This window comes from Laspinema palackyanum D2c, from assembly GCF_025370875.1.
Lineage (GTDB): Bacteria > Cyanobacteriota > Cyanobacteriia > Cyanobacteriales > Laspinemataceae > Laspinema > Laspinema palackyanum.
This window is the reverse complement of the sequence record NZ_JAMXFD010000021.1, coordinates 64,390-81,505: the sequence shown is the minus strand read 5'-3', so window position 1 is coordinate 81,505 and position 17,116 is coordinate 64,390. Positions and strand designations below refer to the sequence as shown.

The following is a 17,116-nucleotide window of genomic DNA, read 5'->3' as shown; positions in this document are numbered from 1 at the left end:
GTTCGTAGTAACGACTTCAGTAGTTTCCCCCGTTCGTAGTAACGACTTCAGTCGTTGCCTCGTGACGAAAGCTTCAGCTTTCGTCACGCCACTTTGAATGGTCTACCTCCAGTGCCTAAGCAGGTGCTTAAGCCGCCAATTGTGCGTGTCACGGCTAAAGCCGTGACACGCGAGCAACGACTGAAGTCGTTACTACGAACATTAAGAACGACTGAAGTCGGGACCTTGAACTTCTGCATCTCCCCCTAAAATATCTTGATATTTTTGTAAATTGCCCGATTTTTTAAGAGTCAGTCCGTATAGTAATCGATGACCAACTTTAAACCAGTTGAGTCAGTCCTGCATTTACCTGAATGATAATTCATCATGAACATTCCTTTTGTTTTAGACCTTGCGATCGGGCTAATTTTTGTTTATTTGATTTTGAGTTTATTGGCTTCAGAAATTCAAGAGCTAATCACCACCCTGCTGCAGTGGAGAGCCGATCATTTAAAAAAATCCATTGAAGTGATGGTGGGAGGCACTAAAGAAAGCGAAGAAAGCCGAAAGGCTCGACTTCTTGCCAATGCACTGTATGCTCACCCCTTAATCAAAGACCTCAATCAAGAGGCCAAAGGAGCTATGGCCCAAGGATTCAGAACAATCAGTTCTGGATTGTTGAAAATTTATCAAAAAATGACCCATACCGAGAATGTGTTTGGAGAGAATGAAGGAGGACCTTCTTACATCCGTCCAGACTTTTTTGCGGTGACTCTTATGGATATTTTAGGGGTTGAAAAAGTTTCTCATGCTATCAGTATTGCCCGGATAGAAAAATTTAAGCAAGAGCAGTTAAAAGAGATTTTTAATTTAAGTCAATCTGCCAACCTAAGTGAAGTCCATACGGGGATTTTCAACAAAGAGCTAAGAGAGTGCGGGCAGAATTTCAATGAAGTGGTGACGAAATATTCTCAAGAAGAAATTACGTTAGCTATGTTCGTTGAATTAATGGAAGAACGGTTTAGATTATTTGTGGACAACTTGCGACTAGCTTTGGCCGCACAAGGGGAAGGGGAAAGTCCGGAATTTTTGCTGGAGCGAATCAGCGCAGTCGCCAAGCGCATTTATGGAGAGGCAGGCAAGAAGGTTTTGTTAAAAAATTTGAAGCCTGATCCGAGAGAGATTATTGCGAGTCTGCCCCGGTATCGAGAAGTTTATCTGGAGATTCAGGACGTCTTTGAAGATAAAAATAGTCCGGCTTATCAAGGGATTGAATCGGCATTCAAAGAGTTAGAGAAAGTCATCGACTTATTACCCGAATCTCTCAAGGACAGTTTACGAGTCTTAGCTAAACGCGCTCAACAGAAGAACGATGGGGCTCAAGATACGCTGAATACATTTCAGCAAGAAATCGAAATATGGTTCGATCGCTCGATGGAACGCTCCTCGGGTGTGTACAAACGCAATGCCAGAGGGATTGCAATTATTATCGGATGTTTGGTCGCTGCGATCGCCAATGCTGATACCATCTATATTGTGAGTAGCTTATCAAAAGACCCAGTTTTACGGGCAACCGTGACTCAAAATGCTCAGAGTATTGTTAATGCTCAACCGATTCAATCCGCTGACGATTTAGAGCAAGTCAAGAAAGAACTCAGAAAATCCCTTGAGGATATCTCTTTACCCATTGGGTGGAGTGAAGTCACAGTCAGAGAACAACAGACTCAAAATCTCCACTGGCGGGTTCCCTTTGTCAAGCAATTGGCGGGATGGTTACTCAGTGGGCTCGCAATTTCGATGGGGTCAAGTTTTTGGTTTGATCTCATGGGTAAGATTGTGAATGTTCGCAATGCCGGGAAAGGATCGTATCCCACCGATGATCACTCGTCGCGATCGCTGTAAAAGCATTGGTGCAAAAGAGCGGAGGTTCAAACCTCCGCTCTTTTTTTGGCCCTGGCACCATCCCCAACTCCCATCCCGGGGAATCCAACCGAGGGTGCATCGGTGCCATCCTCGGTTGGATTCCCCACTGCTTTCCCCTACTCCGGGACTTCAGTCCTCCTCCAGAGGCAACTCCATCAAGGGGTTACTGCAAACTCAAGAGGCAACCCCATCAAGGGGTTACTACAAACTTAAGAGGCAACCCCTGAAGGGGTTACTACAAACGTTCTTCGGGATTCCTTCCCTGTGACTCTCCCTTGCCAACAAAATAGGAGGGTAAAAATTGATATAATTTGGAGTGTTGATGTGACAGGGGGCTGTCCATAATGACCGATCGCATTGAAGAACTAGAAGACCGCAACCGTGAATTAGAGCAAAAAGTCGCTCAACTGACTCAACAATTAACGGACCAAGATCAACAGCTCCAAGATAGTTTACAAGAACTGCATCGACTGCAACAACATTTGCTACAAATGGAAAAAATGTCGATGCTGGGGCAAATGGTCTCGGGAATTTCTCATGAAATTAATAATCCAATTAACTTTATTTATGGAAACTTACCTTATGTCGAAGAACACGTCGAAGATTTATTTAAGGTTTTAGAAGCGTATCAAGAAGGATACCCGGACAATGCCGAAGCAGTAGAAGAAATCTTAGAAGAGGTTGAACTGGATTACGTTCTGGAAGATTTGCCTCGGATTATGGGTTCTCTCAAAGTGGGTGCAGAACGGATTCGGGATTTGGTGCTGACCCTGCGTAATTTCTATCGCCTGGATGAACCGGATATGAAAGTTGCGGATATCCAAGAAGGATTGGAAAGTACCTTAGTCCTGCTGAATAATCGCTATAAACAAAACATTGAGGTAGTTTGCGAATTTGGAAAACTTCCTAAAATAGAATGTTATATTAATCAACTGAATCAGGTTTTCATGAACTTGATTAATAATGCGATCGATGCTCTGGAAGAAACCGATAATTCCGCAACTGCTGGGGGAGAAAAGCTCGAACGAAAACCAGGAAAACGAAAAATTTTTATTACCACGGAAGCCTTAGAAAATAACCGAGTTGCGATTACCATTTCCGATAATGGTCCGGGAATGCTGCCGGATGTCGAAACTCGGGTTTTTGAGCCATTTTTCACCACGAAAGCAATGGGAGTGGGAACGGGATTGGGATTATCGATTTCTAAGAAAATTATTGAAGAAAACCATCACGGCAAGATTGTCTGTACTTCCCAACCCACCGAAGGCAGTACCTTTCGGATAGAACTGCCCGTTTCTCAACCCAAGGCATCTGAAGATGGGGCGGAGTCAGAAAAACCGGCGGTTCAGGTTTAGGTGGTTGGTTGAGTAACGGTTAAAAACCGGGTTTGTTTATGAAATATTAATTCATTGAACCCTATTTTTTCTCCCCTTTCATCCCACCCGAACCCCTAGAAAATAAAGATAATTTTCAACTGCCATGCTTTACCTTGGCGGTAGATTTCAATTTTGCGAATGAATTCCCGAAAGTAGAATCGCCGTTCGGTTTCGGATAAATCAAGCCAAAATTGAGGCAGAGAAACAGCTTGGGCGGTTTCGCGCAGGTTGACGGGGGGGAGTTGCGCCAGTTGACTTTGAAGTGCGGAAATTTCTGTGCTGAGTTTGTAACGACGCAAATCCGCTGTCTCTGCATCTAAGATACCGTCTTGGCGCAGTTGTGGCAGTTGGGTGAGAATCTGTTCCTTGGTGCCGATCGCCTCTTGAATCTGCTGTTTAACTCCCCCAATTTGTCCCATTTCTAATCCCGCAACGGCGCGAGGCAACTCCTGGCACACTTGAGCGATCGCCTGCTGTAAAATCGCTTCATAAGGAATCGCTTTACATTTCGGTTGTCGTACACAGTTTGTGGGACGCAAATATAAATATTCCCGCTTCCCCTGATGTGCCTTTGCTTGGGAAACTGCCATTGAACAATGGCATTCCCCACAGACAACTAAACCGGCTAAAGAACGGGATGCGCTAGCAGTTCGAGGCGGCATTCGTTGATTCCGGCGCAGGAGGCGATCGACTTGTGCCGCTTCCTCTCGGGAGATAATTGCGACATGAGTATTAGACAGCACTAACCCATTTTTATAAGCTAAATCTCCCCGATAGGTGGGATTCGTTAACCATCGCCTGCCGGTTGTTACAGAAATTTTTTTGCTATGTTTTCGCTCTAAATAGCGCACGGCACCGCGCAAGGACCCGTAGAGGAGAAATTGTTCAAAAAAGTCTTTAACCATAGCCGCAGCAGCGCGATCGAGGGCATAGCGGTCCTTACCGCGTCGATACCCAAAGGGTGCTTTTCCCGGTGGGGGAATGGATTGCAGGCGATTTTTAGCGTGCCCTTTGCGAATTTGCCGGGACCGTTGGACGCTTTCAATTTCTGAGAGGAGTTTCAACAGTTCGCTGCGGGTGAGGGGGGTATCTAGGGTGGCGGTGGCATTTTCGGTGGCAACAATTTGGATTTGGCGTTCTTCCAATTCTGCCATGCGATCGCAGACTTCTCGAACGGAGTCGCCCAATTCTTCGATGCGCCGAATTAATAAATAATCGGCGGTTTCCTGTTGACAATCGTTGAGGAGTTGTTGCAGATGGGTGCGAGTTCCTAAATCTCGATACACGCGATCGACTTCCCACCCCCAAATCGCTGGGTCACTAGGCGATTCTAACAGCGGGTCACTATATAAATAGGCAATAATTTTCATTTAGGGAAATCCACAAAATAATGCCAACGCCCGCACCCTAAAGGGTGGGGCTATACGCACTTCGACAAGCTCAGCAGAAGCCTGCCTCCGCAGGCTGAAGAGTACAGTTAATCTTTAAGGGCGAAATTGGGATAATTTATTTTTGGGAATCTCCTTCCACCTGAGTCAATTCAATCACATTGCCATCGGGGTCTTGGGTAAATAATGCAGCCCGTCCGGAGGCACTCATTTGAATTAAACAGTTATGGGCGAGTAAATGCGCTTTGGCGGCTTCTAAGTTAGTGACTCCCAGGGCAAAATGAGGATTGCGGCCGAGTTTTTCGGGATTAGTTGGGACAAAATTGAGGGTTTCATCGACAATTAAATGCAGTTGAACCGGCCCAATTTGATACCAGACTCCGGCATAGCTAAAGGGGCGATCGACTTTTTCCAGTCCGAGGACGTTACTATAAAACTGTTCGGCCCGATTTAGGTCAGAAACTAAGATTGCGGTATGAAGATAAGGGGTAATTTCCATATTTATGATAAAACAAAGTGAGTTTGTTGTTGATTTTAGAGGTTTATGTCACAAGAACCGACTTTGAATCCTTGGAATTATAAACCCTGGTGGTGTCAGCCTTGGTCAATTTTGTTAACGGGGATTACCTTGATTGTGGGCAGTTGGCTGGTGTTTCACAAACTTTGGGTAACGGCAATCGTTGCAGTCCCTTTGGTGGCTTGGATGGGGTTTTTCTTATTAGTTTGGCCGAGGTTGATGATTGAAAGTGGGATTTTGGACCGTTACGAGGCCCAGTTCAGGGAAGGGGGAACGGGGGAGAAGGAGGGATAACGGGAGTCAAGTTTTTAAACTCTTTATCATAAAATTAGAGTTTTGTCAATACTTATAGGGGATTAGTTTGGCCGATCGCCCGAGGTGGGGGTCTGTACCCAATGGTATAGAGGGGCCTTTGATAAATGGCCCCAATCTCTCAATCGCAGAAGTGATCAGGGCTAAAAAAAAGGGAAAAATTATCTAAGGAGTGGGGAGTAGATGCGGTCGCCTTCAATACATTTATCTTAACTTTCTAGCGGTCTTAATTTTGTTTTAATAATTTATAGAGAGATTTTGTCGCAGTGAGTGTAGGAGTCTGATTTCCCAGGCGAGTGGCTTGGAGAACGCGAAGTGTGCATCTACGAGGACTCCCTCAAAGGTCAGAACAGTGAAGGAAACAGATATATGTTGCTTACGACTAGCATCCTTGCTCGAAATAACGTGAATCTGCGGGGTCAGGGCAGTGAAACCATGATTTTTGCCCACGGTTTTGGAACGGATCAAACCGCGTGGCGCAACCTGGTCAAGGTATTTGAGCCAAATTATCGAATTGTATTATTTGATTTAGTCGGCTGTGGGAACTCGGATTTATCCGCCTATAGTCCGCGTCGGTACAGCAGTTTGCACAGCTATGCTGAGGACCTACTAGATTTGTGCCACGAGCTCAAACTCCAAGACTGTATTTTTGTGGGTCATTCCGTCAGTGGGATGGTAGGGGTACTGGCGGCCTTATCAGAACCGAAACGCTTTAGACAACTGATTTTATTAAATCCATCTCCACGCTATCTGAACGATCAAGGATATGTGGGGGGATTTGAGCAATCGGATCTCGATGGAGTGTATCAGGCGATGTCCTCAAATTATCATGCTTGGGCCAGCGGGTTTGCCCAGTTGATGATGGGGAACTTGGACAAACCGGAATTAGGAATCGGTTTTGCCAAAACCCTCTTAGCGATGCGTCCGGATATTGCATTAAGTATTGCCAAAACAATCTTTCAGTCGGACCACCGGGGAGACTTATCTCGGTTGCAAGTTCCCACGGTAATTCTCCAATCCACCCATGATCCGGCAGTACCGGCAGCAGTCGGGGAGTACATGGCTGAAAAAATCGCGAATAGTAGACTGATTCCCATCAAGTCAGAGGGACACTTCCCCCACTTAAGTACACCAGAGGCTGTATCGAGGGCGATCGCATCATGTTTGTCCAATTGACTCGGTTTACTCAATTTCGGCAGTTTACTCAGTTTTCTCAACCCGAACAACTGCGTCCAGACTGCTTCCCCCGGTTTGCACCCAGAATTTTTGAGTCGATTCTGGTCCTGTTGCTGGTGGGATGGCTACTCCGATGGACCCCGGTTTGGCCTGTCGCCTTGACCCTAGTGATGGTGGGAATTTTCCGCCCGGTGTGGATTGTTCCGGTCTCAATCATGGGAATCACTTTATTGTCCCTGTTAGACCTCCAACCCGGTGAGGGGATGTGGGTTTATAGCTATGGTGTAGCCTTAGCGGGGGTGGCCTTTCTAGGGGTAGGACTGGGGAAATTTTTGCGCCAGGTGGAGTGGCAGTTAGGGTTGCAATCGATGCAACTTCAATTGGCGGACGATCAAGCGCTAGGGACTCCCGAAACGGTTCTGAGTCATACCTTGAGCTTGCTGATGAAGCTGGTGGATGCAGATGCGGCGATCGCCTTGCGACAAGTGGATGAAGTTACCGCTGAGGCCGTCGTCTGTCTGCCTCAGAGGGTGTTATCAGACAAATTCACCTCTCCCCAACTGTTTGCCGAGGCAGTCGCCTTGAATCGCTGCTTGTACTATCAGGACTATCCCCACCACCCGGGGGCAATTCGCAGTTTAATCGCTGCGGGTACAAAGTCTTTGGCCGTTTTGCCCTTGCAACCTACGATGAGGGAGGGGGCGGAGGGCCTCTGCGGGGGCATTTTAATCATTTGGTCTCGCAACGTTACCCTCACTCCGGACCTGAAGCGCTGTCTGGAATCCCTGCGTGGGGAACTGCGAATGTTACTCCAGTTTCAAGACACTACCTTGCGACTGGAACGGACGACAATCCGCCTCGGGGCGATTCTGGAAACGATTCCCCAAGGGGTGATTTTTGTCGATGATCAGGGGGAACAAAGTTGGGTGAATCCGAGTGCAGCGCAACACCTGGATTTGCAGCATGGAGAGGTTAAACCCTTAGAAATCGCCCTAGCAATGGCCAATCTGCGAACAAATGCGGATAATCAGGAAGCCCTCTGTGTTCAAGCGGCTAAACTGTTCCAAGACCCGGGGATGGAGATTCGGAATTGGCAGTGGGTCTTTACAAAACCTGAGCGTAAAGTGTTGAGCATATCCATTACCGCTACTCGGATTCGCAATGTTCCGGGTCGGCTGTGGGTAATTGATGATATCACCGATCGCTACTGGTTACAGCAAGCATTACTCGACCGCTCTCAGGAGTTATCTGAAGCGAATGAAGGCCTTCATGAAGCGGCGATCCAACAATCCTTGCTGTATCGACAATTGAGAATCGCCAATGCGGAACTGGAAAAATTAGCGACCACAGACGGATTAACTCAGATTGCCAATCGGCGGATTTTTGATACGGTGTTGGCACAGGAATGGAAGCGATTAATGCGATCGCAATCTCCCCTATCTGTAATTTTGATTGATGTAGACTTTTTCAAACGTTATAACGATACCTATGGACATCAAGTCGGGGATGAATGCCTCAAGAAAATTGCCCAGGCAGTCGCTTCAGTGGTGAAACGTCAAGGGGATTTAGTCGCCCGCTATGGCGGGGAAGAATTTGTGGTGATCTTACCGGCAACAGATGTCCCGGGGGCGGTGCGAGTGGCGGAAGAAATTCGCCTAGCGGTGGCAGAAGCAAATCTGGAACATCGGACCTCTACGGTACGAGAAATCGTCAGTCTGAGCCAAGGGATTGCGACTCTAATCCCGCGACTGGATACAAGCCCTGATGAACTAATTGCTGCTGCGGATGAAGCTTTGTATTACGCCAAGAGTCGAGGGCGCGATCGGTATGTGGTATTTGATCGCAAAATGCAAGACCGATCGCTGGCGATTATGCAAGTGGAAAAAGATTTACACCTTGCCCTTGAGCGAGAAGAATTTTGCTTGCACTATCAGCCGATCGTCTCTCTAATTAATGGTGAAATTGTCGGATTTGAGGCATTAGTCCGCTGGAATCATCCCCAACGCGGGTTGGTTTCTCCCGCTGAATTTATTCCCATCGCTGAACAAACCGGCCTAATTACATCGATGAGTTGGTGGATTTTTCATCAAGCTTGCTGCCAGTTACGGGAGTGGCAATTGCGATTCCCGCATTATCAAACCTTGACGATGAGCATTAATCTCTCAGGCAAGCAGCTAGAACAATTAGGGATGGTCGAGCGTGTGGACCGGATTTTGCAAGAAGTCGGGGTAGCTGCTTCATCGATTAAGCTAGAAATTACGGAATCTTCCTTAAAGGAAACTCCGGCTTTAGGGACGATTCTCAACCAGCTCAAGGCAATGGGATTTCAGTTGGCGATCGATGATTTTGGCACCGGATATTCTTCTTTGAGTCGCCTGCATCAGTTTCCCATTGATACCTTAAAAATTGACCGCTCTTTTATTAACCAAATGAGCCGAGATCCCAAGGGAGTCGCGATTGTAGAAGCCATTGTGCTTTTAGCGCAGCATACAAATATTAATACCATTTGCGAAGGCATTGAAACCATCGCCCAATTAGAACAGTTACAATCCCTAAACTGCGAATTTGGACAGGGGTATTTGTTCTCCAAACCCCTAGACTCCCATGCCGCATCTACGCTTCTGGCACAAAATGTCACCCCCCAAAGTTTAGAGTGCATATCCCTTCCTCCTTGTCAATGCCCTTCCGGAGGATAAAGGGGAACCGAGTAAAGAAGAAGGTAAAAGTTTAAAAAAGAATTGAATCTGGGTAGCTTCTATAAGGAAACACTTTGTACAATCAAGGGTGAATTGTTATAGCAATACGGACCCCCTGTGGGAGAGCGAAACCCAGATGAAGCCCCTCTTTTGCAGTAAAGGACATGATAATTTCCCCGGAAGTCGCTTTTGCCAGTCCTGTGGCGAACCGTTAAAGGGACCCGGCGATCAGGGAATCTCAATAGGAGCCATTTCTGCGGGAACCATTGTGGGCGATCGCTACCGACTGGTGCGAGAACTCGGTCATGGGGGCTTCGGACGCACTTATCTGGCTGAAGATATCAACCGTTTTAACGAACAGTGCGTTCTCAAAGAATTTGCCCCCAAGGTTCAAGGCACCTATGCCCAGCAAAAGGCAGAGGAACTGTTCGCCAGGGAAGCCGGTGTTCTCTATCAACTCCAACACCCGCAGATTCCCAAATTCCGGGAACTATGCCGATCGCCCGTTGAGGGTCGCAGTCGGTTGTTTTTAGTGCAAGATTATGTCGAGGGGCAAAACTACCGGGCATTACTCTCCCAACGCCGTCAGCAAGGGCAGAAATTTACCGTTGCCGAGGTAACCCAGTTACTGCAACAACTTTTACCCGTTTTGGACTACATCCACTCGCGCGGGGTGATTCATCGCGATATCTCCCCCGATAATCTCATTTTCAGAAATCGGGACCAGTTGCCGGTTTTGATTGATTTTGGTGGGGTCAAACAAGTGGCGGCCCAGGTGGAGTCCCAGGTGATCACATCGCCGGTTACCAGTCCTCCCATGCCTGTGGCAACCCGCCTGGGTAAGGTGGGATATGCACCGGAAGAACAGATGATGTTAGGACAGGTGTATCCCCACAGTGATTTTTACGCCCTTGGGGTGACCCTGTTGGTTTTGTTGACTGGGGAAGAACCCCAGCCCTTTTTTGAACCCCAAGAGTTGAATTGGGGGAAGGATGGACTTGGGGAGATTCCACCGGGTTGGCAACAGGTCCTGAAAAAAATGTTGGCCCGTCGGGTGGGCGATCGCTTCCAAAGCGCCACAGAGGTCCTACAGGCGATCGCCGAGGTCCAATCCACTGGCACCCTAGCCCCTCGGTCTCAACCCCCGGCCCCCCCACCTCTGCCCAATTCTTCCCTACCCGGGACAGTGTTTCCCACCCAACTCCCCCCGGAGAGCATTGCGGCATCGAAAAATGTCAACTCGGGGTCATTATCCCCCTTTCCTGCATCCGTGGGAGAAATTACAGGGACTGCTGCCGTGACCGGAATTCCCCAGTCTCGACAGGGGGGACTCCCTTGGTGGGGTACGTTCTTGTTGGTGGTAATGTTAGTCGTCGGGGCGGGAAGTGCCGGTTGGTGGGGAGGCAGACAGTGGGTTAAATATAATCCTATGCAACCGACAGGTTCGGGTGAGAAACCGGATTTATTTGAAGATGTTGATCCGGATTTAGCGGAATTTTCTTCTCGTTATTCCCTAGAGGAATTTCAGCGGAAAGAAGCCCTGGGCGATCGCCGAGAGCAACTGGGGATTTCCTATGAGTTTTATGTGGATTTGGTGAATGAAGTTTTTTACGAACGGTATCCCAGCCAACGGGGGATTCTCCTGAGTCATGAACCGGCCGATGAACTGTGGCGATCGCGGTGGGATAAATTGGCCTCTGAACTGTTGGATTATCTGGCAACTTTAAGCGACCAAGCGCGCCAAGGTTTGGGGACTTATGACTACCAACAACGCGATCGCTTAACAATGGCCGTGAATCGATTGCAACTCAGTCGTCGCGCCCTGTATGATTTAGCCGATGCTCAGTTTTTCCATCAGTTTCCCGAACAGCAAGGGGTCGATTTTATCAACCAACCCATCGGCCAAATTTGGCACGCGATCGTTGCCGATCAACTCACCTCCTTACAACAAGGGAAAACCCTCGAACCCATTCAATTTTCCCGAGGTCAATTTCGACATCAAGTGAGAAATAACCTGGGACCCGGTGAGGGGAAAGCCTATACTGCGTATCTATCGGAGGGTCAAATTCTGCGCTTATCTTTATACGCGAGTCAAGGTGTTCGGATCTCCCTCTATCCGCCCAATAGTACAAGCAACCCACTCCTGGAAGATTCTGACCAACAGTCATGGAGTGGAGTTTTACCCGAATCGGGTTACTATGAAATTATTGTGATATCCAATGCCAGAGAACGAATTTCATATCAACTCAACCTCGCCGCCGATCGCGTCACTTCGGAGTAAGATAACGTGGGTGTGATCGCCTCCTAAGTGAGCTTTTTATCTTGCCGTCGCTTGCGAGTGAGCAAGCATTTCATCCCCCTCCAGGCGATCCAGCTAAAGGCAAAACTCACGGCGATCGCAATCACAAACGGATGAAGGCGATCGCCATAATTGTCCTCCCAGGGAAACGTCATCGGTTGATACTGCAAGACTAATCCCGAAGTCGAGGCGATAATTGCTCCCACAGCAATCCCCACACCGATGGATTGAATGTTGTCTTGGAGGGTTTGGTTTTGGTCTTGCAGGAGGCGATCGCGTTCCGCCTGGTCAATTTCCACTAAACCCCGAATCGAGGCGATCGCCGTATCCAGCAACCCGGAACCGTGGCGGAAATAGTTGAGATCGGCAGTTATTTGGTCTTGAAAAGCGACTGCCTCCTTCTCCCCAAACACCCGCAACCCCCCTAGAGGCATTTGCGCCAATTGTTCCATCTGGTCCAGAATCGCGAGATAGTTTTTCTGATTAATGGCGATCGTATTGTGAGCATATTCCAGATTTCGCAATTGCTGGGAATAGGACAGAGATAATTTTAAGAGAGTTTTGAGTTGGTTTTTGAACACTTGCAGCGCCTCTTCTGTTAACAGAGTAATTTCTTCCCGCTTCAGATAGCTTTGGTTTAACTGGTTTAAGCTAGTCTCATTCCTCTGCACAATCCGATCCGCTTTGTAATAAAAGTAGCGGCTCTTTCTAAAATTTTTGCTGATTTTATGTCTATAGAGAAAGAATTCCGGGAGAGACCAATAAAATTTGTTCAAAATCTTCGTAGTGGATGAGTCAAACATGAACCAAACCACCAAATGACCGTAGGGATTTTGAGCGAGAGTTTCTCGGGGATTGCCAAACTCGTAGAGATAGCCATTGCAGCAAGGGGACACCCGATATAACCGGGGAAAATCCGCCTCATCCTTGAGCTTGAAAAATGCTAACCAGCAGTTTTTGGCGGGTTCATCTAAATCGCGAGGATTAACTGGACAGGGTTGGTTTAAATAAATCGTCAGTAACAGGGTTTGCCCTAAAAACTCTTCTCGGCTGTAGCGATTCCCTTGAAAACAGTTTTCAGGATTAAGCCTGGATAAATCTTTGCATAAATATTCATCTTCCCCATATTTTTCGGGAAAAGCAATCCGTAAATTCAAGGCATAAGTATCATTAATGACTTGAGGATAAATAAATCCCTTCAACCCATCGGATGTTGTGAAATTTTGTTGCCGTTTCCGTTTTTGAGCGGGTTTCGTCGGATAATGAGATTTTAAGAGATTGTACCCTTGGGGACTTTGGGGATTCACGAGGTCAAGCGGGCACTTCAGGTTAAACGCCTTGAAAATGCGTTGATATTCAGTTTCCACCCAGGCTAAATCAATAGGCGGCTCGGGTTCAACCTGAGAATCGGCCTGATTATCCATCTCAATTTCCACCACTAATCCTTGATGAAGGTGATAGCAAAACCAATACAGACTCGGCGCGTAAATCTTTAACTCTGAAGAACTGTTCATTGGGGCTGCTCATCCGATTGGGTGGTTTTAATGGCCTTAATAATCACATCTTTATTAATCACACAATCAGGATTATCCCCTTCTAATGAATTATCCGTATCATCATCTTCACCAATTTCTAGCCGAGTTTTTAGGCTCGGTAAATCAAAGTGATGACGTTTGCACCATTCCTTAATACAGATAGCTAATTCTAGGGGATTATCAGCCGTCTGGGTAAGAATTTGTTCCAGTTCCGGTAGATTAGACTGAAGTTCTGCATTCAGGGCAGCATCCGGTTTGAGGTGAGCTAATACCTGTAAGAAATTATTAACGGTTTTAGCAGCACGGGAGGGCATATAGTTCGGCATCGGGATTCACTCCTTCAAAGTTTAATAATAAAGTTAAATCAGGTCAATTAAGCCATAGCAAACCCATCATATTGGCGCATGATTGGCGCATGATAGGCCAATACAATATCCGTCTTGGGAACGCCCAAATCCACCAATTGATTCGCCACTCCGACCTCCGTACCATCATACTGAATCCAGATTTTATCATTGATTAAATCAATATGAATCAGAGGGCCAAAAACCCGAGTAGTGCCACTCCAGCCCGCGTGAACCACTTGATAGTGATCCTGTTGCTCATCAAAAGCCGTATAAACCTCAATTTCGCCGTGGGAGGGTTTGGATTGGGCGTGCTGCTGTAAAACCGATTGGATGATTGGCCGATAATTTGCTAGTTTATCCATTGTAAAACACTCTCCTGACCCGGTTCAAATGTCAATAGGTTAATTTGGGCTTCTTGAATGACTTCTTGGGCAAAAGGGCGACGGAAAAAGTCTTGATAGACAAAAATGGGAACAGCTAAATACAGGGTGCGCTCAGGGTCTTGCTTTCTGAGGGCCACGCGATAGCACACAGATTGACCCACCGCCAGATGAAAATCATAGATTGTCGAAGGAGAAAGAAAACTTTTCACTTCTACCGCAATTTTAGTCAGTCCCAGTTCCGCCGCCATCAATTGTTGACCCGCCAAATCGATTTTAACCGAAGTGTTATCAAACTCCAAGTACAGCGGATCATGGGTAATGGTCCATCCTGTTTCAATTAAAGCAGATTTAACAATCTCATGAAACTGATCTTTAGCAGACATCGATTAATAGCTTTTCCTAAGCTAGTGTGATTACCATTCTCAACACCCGGCGGGGGTTAAAACGATTGGCGGCCTAATAGCTTAAGTCGGTTGAAACCGACATCTTGCACCATTCTCAACAACCGGCGGGGGTTAAAACCCCCGCCTAACAGAATCAAGTCGGTTGAAACCGACTGAAAACACCACTGTATAAGGCTTGCAGTCGTCTTTAGACGACTTTAGCTATTAGGCCGCCAATCGTTTTAACCCCCGCCGGGTGTTGCCACTGGTGCAAGATGTCAGTTGAAACCGACTGAAAACACCACCGTATCAGACTTGCAGTCGTCTTTAGACGACTTTAGCTATGAGGCGGGGGATTTATCCCCCGCCGGTTGTTGAGAATGGTGCAAGATCTCCCTTTAATCAACTTCAGTCCTTCAGCCTGTGGGTCTTTATTTCAAAGTCCCTCTCCCGTTCTGGGAGAGGGATTTAGGGTGAGGGAAACGAAAAACATTTCGTTAGGGCAGTCCAGTCACCCCAAAGGCTGACCAGTATCGTCTTTGAGCAAAGGGCGGATCTTGATCATAATCTATCAGCAACAGCCGACATTCCCCCATATCATCAGGGGACATTTCCAGACTTTCAGCACACCAGCCCAAAAAATCGGCTTTTGTGACCTGGCGAAACCAAGTCTGTGCCGCTTTTAAGGCTTGGGGGATGGGGATATTCTGGCTGAGTTCTTGGTAAAAGCGGATCGTGAGAAAAGCGGTGGAAAAATCATCCACGCACCAACGGGTATCCACCACGGTGCCACTCCCGGCGTAGAGGAGGGCGTTAGCGAGGCCGATATATTCATCGGTGATGCCGCTATCGAGGCGGCCCGTTTCGCAGGCGGAGAGGATGACCAGGCGGCAGGTGAGTTTGAGATTGCGGTAGATTTCCGCAGCGGTGAGGCCCTGGTGTTCCGTGTCGAAGCGGCGACCATCCCGGAGGGTGCGGGTGCGGTCATCATTCGGGGGGAGAGGTTTGTCTCCGGCGAGGATGAGGACAGAGTTGAGGGGGTTGGCGCTGTTGAATTTGCCATGACAGGCGAAATGGACAATGGCGCTGTTGTGGAGTTGGGCGCGGGTGGTGGATTCCTCGAAGACGGCTTTGTTGGCTTTCCTGTGTTTGAGGATGTAGGGGTTGGGGAGGAAGCGGGGACGGATCAGGTCAATTTCGACATCGGCGTAGTCGAGGTCTTGGGTGGGGTTTTGAACCGCGAAGAAAGGGGCAGTGGGGGCGGTGCGGGGGCGGCGCAGGAGGTACGCGAGAATTTGGCAACTGGGGGCATACCGCACCCCCTGGGTAAAACAATCCTGTAGGGGCGCAATGCTTGCGCCCCATTCCGGAGGGCGCAAGCATTGCGCCCCTACGGGTTGGGTGCGGACGGTGAGGGCGTGGAGGGGGAAGAGGTGGAGGTAGAGGTGGGGGATGAGGATGAGATGATCGCAGGGGTTGGGGCAGTGGGTGAGCAGTTGGGGGAGGTCGAGAAGTTGGGCGAGGTGGTCGAGGCGTGCTTCTAGGGCATCGTACCAACTGGCGGCGCGGTAGTCGTGGTTATAGGTTTGGTTGAATTCATCCAGGGCGCGGCGTTGGTCCGGGCTGTAGCGGTGGGGGTGGATGTGGGTTTGGCCCTGGCTGCGGGTGATCAGGAAGGCGTAGGCTCCCAGGTCGGGGTCTTGAGGGAGGAACCATTCCAGGATGGCGCTGGTGGGGGTGAGGAGTTGGCTGAAGTCGGGGAGTTCCGGTTTAACGGTTTCAAATTCGTTAAAAGTGGGGTCGTTGATTTCGGCGAGGAGGGCTTGGCGTTGGGCGAGGAGGTCGGTGAGGGGGGTGGTTTGCGGGGCGCTTTTGGGCAGGTCGAGGCTGCGCTGACCCGGTTGGGGGTTGCTGGGGTCGGGTTGGGGTTGCTCGTCCAGGGCATATTGCAGGGCGGCGATTTCCCGGTTGAGTTGGTCGTAGCGTTCCAGTTGTTCCGGGGTGGCGTTTTCCGGGAGGCGGTTGGCGTTGTGGAGCAGTTCGATGAAAGTGCGGGCTTTGCTGCGTTCGACGGTGAGCAGGGCTTGTTCGTAGCGTTCCAGGTGGAGGCAGGCTTCAATCATCCGCCCATAGAGGGGGAGGGCATTGGCGAGGAGTTGTTGTTTAGTCTGGGGGGAGGTAGCCCAGTCGCGACTCTGTTCCACGGCGCGGATGGCGTTGTCGTAGCCGTGGATGGCGTTTTCCCAGTCTTGGCGGTGGTAGGCGAAGTCGCCGAGGTTGCGTCCGGTTCCGAGGCAGTCGAGGGGGAAGCAGGAGGGGGTAAGGATTTCGAGGGCGGCTTTGTAGCAGTGAATTGCTGCTGCGGCTTGCCCTTGTTCCTCGTAAGCAATTGCCAAGTTATTTTGCGTGGTTGCCCAATCTTCGGGATAGGCGCTGGGGGTATAGACGGATAAAGCGGCTTCGTAGCAGCGAATCGCCCGCTCTAGGTTCTCCCCTCGCTCTCCCCGGATGCGGTCACCGTAGGCAACTGCCAAGTTATTTTGCGTCATTGCCCATTTTTCGGGATAGGCGCTGCGGGTTCTGACTGTTAAAGCGGCTTCGTAGCAGGCGATCGCCCGCTCTAGGTTCTCCCCTCGCTCTCCCCGGATGCGGTTACTGTAGGCAGAAGCCAAGTTATTTTGCGTCATTGCCCAATCTTCGGGATAGGCGCTGGGGGTATAGACGGTTAAAGCGGCTTCGTAGCAGCCAATTGCCCGCTCTAGGTTCTCCCCTCGCTCTCCCCGGATGCGGGTTTGGTAGGCA

General features: G+C 48.8%; 13 protein-coding genes. 6 read left to right on the top strand and 7 right to left on the bottom strand.

What is annotated here, in order from left to right; genetic code table 11:
• The first annotated feature begins 366 nt into the window (after nt 1-366).
• On the top strand, nt 367-1,881 hold the full coding sequence (locus tag NG795_RS20755) for a hypothetical protein (RefSeq protein ID WP_367290549.1): 1,515 nt from the start codon (nt 367-369) through the stop codon (nt 1,879-1,881).
• Nucleotides 1,882-2,246: 365 nt separating this feature from the next.
• Entirely contained in the window at nt 2,247-3,257 is a 1,011-nt protein-coding gene (locus tag NG795_RS20750) for a sensor histidine kinase (protein ID WP_367290548.1), read from the top strand.
• A gap of 95 nt (nt 3,258-3,352) precedes the next feature.
• On the opposite strand, the gene NG795_RS20745 is transcribed toward NG795_RS20750, so the two are convergent.
• A complete protein-coding gene (locus NG795_RS20745; protein WP_367290547.1) occupies nt 3,353-4,648 on the bottom strand; it encodes a recombinase family protein in 1,296 nt (431 codons plus the stop codon).
• Between the two features lie 136 nt (nt 4,649-4,784).
• Complete coding sequence (locus NG795_RS20740) at nt 4,785-5,165, bottom strand: VOC family protein (RefSeq protein ID WP_367290546.1); 381 nt, start codon at nt 5,163-5,165, stop codon at nt 4,785-4,787.
• A 45-nt stretch (nt 5,166-5,210) separates the two neighbouring features.
• Between NG795_RS20740 and NG795_RS20735 the strand changes: the two genes are divergently transcribed.
• The 4 genes from NG795_RS20735 to NG795_RS20720 all read left to right on the top strand — a co-directional run bounded on the left by NG795_RS20735 (nt 5,211) and on the right by NG795_RS20720 (nt 11,648).
• Entirely contained in the window at nt 5,211-5,477 is a 267-nt protein-coding gene (locus tag NG795_RS20735) for a DUF6737 family protein (protein WP_254565843.1), read from the top strand.
• A gap of 387 nt (nt 5,478-5,864) precedes the next feature.
• Nucleotides 5,865-6,671 (top strand): alpha/beta fold hydrolase, encoded by an 807-nt coding sequence (locus tag NG795_RS20730; protein WP_367290545.1) that lies wholly within the window; start codon nt 5,865-5,867, stop codon nt 6,669-6,671.
• On the top strand, nt 6,656-9,367 hold the full coding sequence (locus tag NG795_RS20725; protein ID WP_367290544.1) for a putative bifunctional diguanylate cyclase/phosphodiesterase: 2,712 nt from the start codon (nt 6,656-6,658) through the stop codon (nt 9,365-9,367). Before NG795_RS20730 ends, NG795_RS20725 begins: the two co-directional genes overlap by 16 nt.
• 136 nt (nt 9,368-9,503) lie before the next feature.
• Entirely contained in the window at nt 9,504-11,648 is a 2,145-nt protein-coding gene (locus NG795_RS20720) for a protein kinase domain-containing protein (RefSeq protein ID WP_367290543.1), read from the top strand.
• A gap of 23 nt (nt 11,649-11,671) precedes the next feature.
• Here the strand turns inward: NG795_RS20720 and NG795_RS20715 are convergent, their stop codons facing one another.
• From NG795_RS20715 to NG795_RS20695, 5 genes are all read right to left on the bottom strand, one after another.
• Entirely contained in the window at nt 11,672-13,180 is a 1,509-nt protein-coding gene (locus NG795_RS20715) for a hypothetical protein (protein ID WP_367290542.1), read from the bottom strand.
• Nucleotides 13,177-13,527 (bottom strand): hypothetical protein, encoded by a 351-nt coding sequence (locus tag NG795_RS20710; RefSeq protein ID WP_367290541.1) that lies wholly within the window; start codon nt 13,525-13,527, stop codon nt 13,177-13,179. The genes NG795_RS20715 and NG795_RS20710 overlap by 4 nt, the downstream gene beginning before the upstream one ends.
• 47 nt (nt 13,528-13,574) lie before the next feature.
• Nucleotides 13,575-13,910: a XisI protein gene (locus NG795_RS20705; protein ID WP_367290540.1), complete on the bottom strand. Its 336-nt coding sequence runs from the start codon at nt 13,908-13,910 to the stop codon at nt 13,575-13,577.
• Nucleotides 13,898-14,314 (bottom strand): element excision factor XisH family protein, encoded by a 417-nt coding sequence (locus tag NG795_RS20700; protein ID WP_367290539.1) that lies wholly within the window; start codon nt 14,312-14,314, stop codon nt 13,898-13,900. Before NG795_RS20700 ends, NG795_RS20705 begins: the two co-directional genes overlap by 13 nt.
• A gap of 497 nt (nt 14,315-14,811) precedes the next feature.
• A partial coding sequence (locus tag NG795_RS20695) for a CHAT domain-containing protein (RefSeq protein WP_367290538.1) occupies nt 14,812-17,116 on the bottom strand: 2,305 nt, incomplete at its 5' end.